The sequence below is a fragment of the Methylobacterium sp. genome (genome assembly GCF_019745455.1).
Lineage (GTDB): Bacteria > Pseudomonadota > Alphaproteobacteria > Rhizobiales > Beijerinckiaceae > Methylobacterium.
In genome coordinates this window covers 1-5128 of record NZ_JAIETD010000067.1, presented here as the reverse complement: position 1 = coordinate 5128, position 5128 = coordinate 1, and the positions used below count along the sequence as shown (strand labels likewise).

The window sequence follows — 5128 nt, the reverse complement described above, 5'->3', positions numbered from 1 at the left end:
TCCTGATCGATGGGATCGTCTTCAAGGGGAACGGTCCAGCCACTCAACCTTGCGGCTCGGCAGGATTCGAAAGCTGCCCCGGCAGCCCACGTGTGACTTTCCGAAGCGCCGCCAACGTTACCATTCGAGGGAGTACGTTCCGGGATTTCGGTGACTACCGGAAGGATGCCAACGGCAAGGTGCTTGCCTACGCGCAAGGCATCGTCGCGTTCGGCGGAACCGATTGGTTGGTCGAGAATAGCCGTTTCATCGGCAACAGCGGAGACGGCCTTGCTTTCTCGAACGGGACACGGCGTGTGGAGGTACGGGGATCCTATTTCGACGCTAACGATGACAGCAGCGGCCCTGTCTGTACGATTGGTGGCTCGGGCTTCCACATCCACGGCAACCATGTGGTTCAGCGAAGTGGCAGCATCGCGCCCCTCATCGTCATGGACCGCTGCACGGATTGGCAGATTAGCAACAATCGGATCTACGGCGTCGCGAACCCACAGGGACAGCAGACCGGTCAGGGCATTCGGGTCGCCCGCTATGCCGTCGAAGACTCTTCCCACGTTAGCCATGACTTCACGATATCCGGCAACGTCTTCATCGGAACGGCTACGGCCATCAGCGTCGAGAATGCCGGCACAGTTCAGGCCGGCTACAAAGATCAGCAAGGCAAGGTGCGACCTCCCGTGAACGTGCCGGGTGGTGGCCGCTTCGTTGTCGCTGGGAATACGTCTATTGGTGCAAATACGTGCATTTCTATCGTCGACAGCGAAATCGGTGCTGTGTCAGGAAATACATGCTCCAATGTAAGAGACGCAGGTCTACTGTTGATTTCTTATACGACAAAGACCGGGTCGATTGCTGTTGGTTCTAACGTGTTTTCTGGCACGAAATCACCGGGTAGTTTTGGAGTCCGTCAGATCGAGGCCGGCGGAACAATTACACCCTCAGCTATTGCTCAGCAGTTTGTGCAAGATTTTGCCGTCGCCTACCAAATCGCCTCGACAAACCAACCGCCGATCATTCCTCTCGTCACTCGCAGCCCAAAGGCGCCTTGCACTCCTGGTGAGATCACCGTGAAGGCGGATCAGACTGCCATTCAAGTGTGTACGTCATTCGGCTCCATTCGTTCAGCACCATTGCGTTAGATGCTGCTGCCTGGTTCTTGTCTTTGCTGCTGGTGCCGGATGCGCGGTGGTCCAGGAATTGGGGGCGATTAGGGACGCAGTACAGACGAAACGACATCAGGCGGTTTCACGCTCACCACGTCGGCAGGCGGGACATCTGCCGGTCGAGTGGCACAAACCTCACACGACGAACGCGAGAACCGACCGTTTATCGCACCGGTGCTTTGCTCGCTGCGGGAGCAGTTCGATGAACCAATACGGCAGGTTCTCATCATCGTGCGCAACGAGGCGGTCTGCTAATTTCCGGTAAGCATGATGAATGGCCTACCCCATCAATGTGCCATCGGCGCAACGATGCCGGCAACAGACAAACATTGTTTAAACTGAGTTTTATACAGATCCTCGCTCAGGCATAGTCGGCCGCTTGAGATGAGGATCAATTCGCAATAACCGAAGCGGCCAAGCCATTTTCCACCCAAACGACCGTTTCACCATCTGATAATGAGCTTCAACACGGCTGTGATAAATTGCACTTAATTTTTGCATCTCGTCCCGCTCTGCTTTCAAAGCGTCTCGTTCGTTCTCGACTGCGTTCTTCTGCTGCAAAGCAGAATCAATCTGCGCACTAAGTGCATTTCGCTCGATGATGAGGCCATCGCGTTCAACTTCAATCGCCGTCTTCTGTACGAGCGCTGCGTCCCATTCAGAACGAAGCCAATTCCGTTCAGAATGAAATTCGGATTGTATCGCTTCGATCTGCGCGACTGATGCAGCCCACTCAGTACGAAGCCAATTCCGCTCAGCATGATACTCGGATTGTATTGTTTCGATTTTTGCGACTGATGCTTCCCATTCAGAGCGAAGCCAATCTCGATCTGCTGTTATACTATCCCGATCAAATCGGAGCGCTTCCATCTGGACTTGGCTGCCCTTCCATTCGGATTGGAGCCAATTACGCTCTGCCGACAAGGCCTTACATTCCGCCTGTATCGCTTCTATTTTTGTTATTGCAGCGGTCCATTCTGCGCGAAGCCATATTTCTTCCGATTTGCCGGCTTCTGCGAACGCGTGGCTGATGAATCCATCGAAAATATTTGGAGGTGTAATAAAATTGCGAGAGAGATCGCCAAAATACTCATTAGCGATATAAAACCTGTTTAGTCCATCGAACCAGACGAACTTGTAATCCGCATCAACCAGCATCCACTCCCAACTCTCGTGATTGGATTGCTGAGATCCTGGGATGGTTGATTCAATCAATACGATCTTTGGACGAAATGTTTTGAAATCCGCACCAAGCAATACGTTCTTTTCCCATCCCTCAACATCGATTTTGAGAAAATCGACAGTTCGTGACACATATCGATTAAATATGTCTACAAGCGTCAAAACTTCAATGTTGCGCTCAAGCATCTGGTGACCCGCCGCCACATTTGCTTGCGCGTTATCGGAGTCGAAAGTCGATAGCCCCGTTCCAGGAAAGGTGAAAATCTGCATGCTGCCCGGCTCACTTCCCACGGCAACATTTAGATTTAAATCTCTGACTCTGCCTTCTCTTAGGAGTTCAAATTCCTTATCGACTGGCTCAATGTTAATTCCTGACCAACCTTTATCGTAGAATGCCTTCGTGACCGAGTCTATATCAGGATGGTTTGCACCAACATCAATGTAAAATCCATCAGATATGTTGCTGAACGCCCGCCAAAGCATCACATCTTCGAAGTTCTGCGCATATGATGTGAACGTCACACTACGACTCCGTTCTTAGTTTGTTGATTTCTATTAATTGTGTTTATATAAACAACAGGTGCGGGCTTATTTGCCTGTCCCCAAGCGCCCCAAACAAAATACCGCGCTAAATTAAAGGCAATCTCCAATCATGTAGCCTTTATCCGCACCAGATGGCAAATGAGCAGACTGAAATAGCCCGACATGCCGAAATGGCAGGATGCCAGCCGACACCATGTGAAGGCGAAAGACGAGACCTAATAGACTCAAGTTTGTCAATTGAAGATTGGTTGCAGTCGGCAACAGGTGGCAACAACAGCTTATTATATTAGACAAAACATGGCTCAGAAACTCCGAATGTGAGGAAAAACATCAAGTTGGTGCGCCTAACGCACAGATCTTTGCTCCTTGGTAGTGGAGCAAGAGATTTCAGACGCGGACCAGCCGTGCAAGCGGTCTTTCGCCAACCTGAACAGGGGTACGTAGATGCTTGCAGCTCTCAAGCCTACGCTGGCTCATCAGCGATAGAGTATTGCAAATTCGGTCCGCGTGTCACCAAAGGCGATGATGGCCGATTTTGTCGGCAGAGACTTGTCAGGCCTGAGGGCAATGGATCCGGCGGATTCGAGGGTTGGTTAGTGAGCTGTTCAATGCGACAGCTAGCACGCGACCGTCGTGGCAGCCGCCTCCAGTCAATGTCGGAGCAAGCGGCATGACTATCAGCTCAACCGACGAAGTGCCGACCGTGGCCAGCTCGTCCCGGATCCGTTTCATTCAGCCGGTTCCTTCTGCCACGCTTCGATGCGGGGGAAGGACGCTGCTTAAAGCCAAGATCGACGAAGCAATGCGCTAGTATTGTGAAGCTACTACAGACGCATATGCTTCCATGCTCCCTGCCATGCGTTGACTCGCAGCCTTGTCTGTACAACGCTGATCTCTTTTAATCGACGCCAGCCCTCCGCTTCAAATGCGGTCGCGGCAGTCTGGCATACCAAGATGAAGATCATCAACCGATCTTGCTTGTCGGATATCTTTTTATTTCGTCTCTGGGCAGCGCTGCAATCGACAGAGGCGCGGTCTGCTTCTTACTAATGCTCATTAAACGAGCGGCCGAGTGCTTCGAAGAATGGAGCGACCATGTAATTGAGCGCCGTGCGTTCTCCCGTGGTAATGACAACTTCAGCAGGCATACCTGCCACCAACCGTTCCTGCATCTGTTCGGGAATCTGCAGCTTGCTGATCTGCACGATGCCAAGGAAGTAGGGCTGCCGCGTGGCTTCATCGATCAGGCGATCGCGGGACACGGTCTCGAGGTTGCCGAGGATCGTCGGAATACGGCGCGAGTGAAAGCTCGGGAATTTGATCTCTGCCGGCATGCCGGCCTTCACCGTCTCGAGGTCATTGGGGGCGAACTGCACGTGGACGACGAGCTTGTCGTCGTTAGGTACGATCTCCATCAGGGGCTCTGCCGAACGCACGACCTGGCCAAGGGTGTAGACCTTGAGGTTTTGCACGACGCCGGAGCGCGGAGCCCGAACCTCGAGGCGCTTCAGGACATCCGAGGCGACCGCCAGCTTCTCGCGCAGTTCCGAGCTTTTCTGGCGTGCCTCGAGGAGCTGGCCGGAGATCTCCTCCTGCAGCTTTTGACGCAGCTGCGTGATCTGCAAGCCCGCCTCGTTGATCCCGTTCTCCGCCTTGGCAGCGTCGGCAATCGAGCGGCCGATGACCCCCTCGAGACGAGTACGCTCGCGCTCCATCACCAGAAGCCGGCTGATCGGAATCAGGTTCTTCTCGCGCAGCTGTCGCAAGCCAACGAGTTCCTGGTTGATGAAGGCGACCTGCTGCTCAGTGGCGGCCTTCTCGACGCCGAGTCCGGAAATTTCACTACGGAGCTGCTTCACTCGCGATTCAAGGAGGTCGATCTGACCGCCGAGCGAGCCCCGCCGCTCCTTGAGCTGGGCCGCCTGATCGGCGATCACCCGTGCAACGCCCGGCTCGGACTGTCGCGTCTGAATTTCTTGCGGAAGGTCGAGGGTATTCTTGCCGTCGCGTTCAGCCAGCAGCCGAGCCTCTTGGATCAGCGTGGCGTCGAGCTGCGACCGGAACAGGTCGACGCTGGCGTTTGCTTGGACGGGATCGAGCCGAAGCAGAAGATCACCCTCTCGTACGCTTTGGGTCTCTTTAACGAGAACCTCGCGAACCATGCCGCCTTCGAAGTGCTGCACGACCTTGCGGCTATTCTCAACCGCGATGGTGCCAGGGCTCACCACCGCTCGATCTAG

The 5128-nt window shown here is 54.0% G+C and carries 3 protein-coding genes; 1 reads left to right on the top strand and 2 read right to left on the bottom strand.

Annotated features, from left to right (window positions below; genetic code table 11):
• A partial coding sequence (locus K2Y56_RS15230) for a right-handed parallel beta-helix repeat-containing protein (protein WP_292509090.1) occupies nucleotides 1-1139 on the top strand: 1139 nt, incomplete at its 5' end.
• A 369-nt stretch (nucleotides 1140-1508) separates the two neighbouring features.
• Here the strand turns inward: K2Y56_RS15230 and K2Y56_RS15225 are convergent.
• Together K2Y56_RS15225 and K2Y56_RS15220 are read right to left on the bottom strand one after the other, a co-directional pair.
• Nucleotides 1509-2867, bottom strand: coding sequence for an FkbM family methyltransferase (locus tag K2Y56_RS15225; protein WP_292509087.1), 1359 nt, complete (start codon nucleotides 2865-2867; stop codon nucleotides 1509-1511).
• Nucleotides 2868-3934: 1067 nt separating this feature from the next.
• On the bottom strand, nucleotides 3935-5128 hold a 1194-nt coding region (locus K2Y56_RS15220; RefSeq protein ID WP_292509084.1), incomplete at its 5' end, for an HlyD family type I secretion periplasmic adaptor subunit.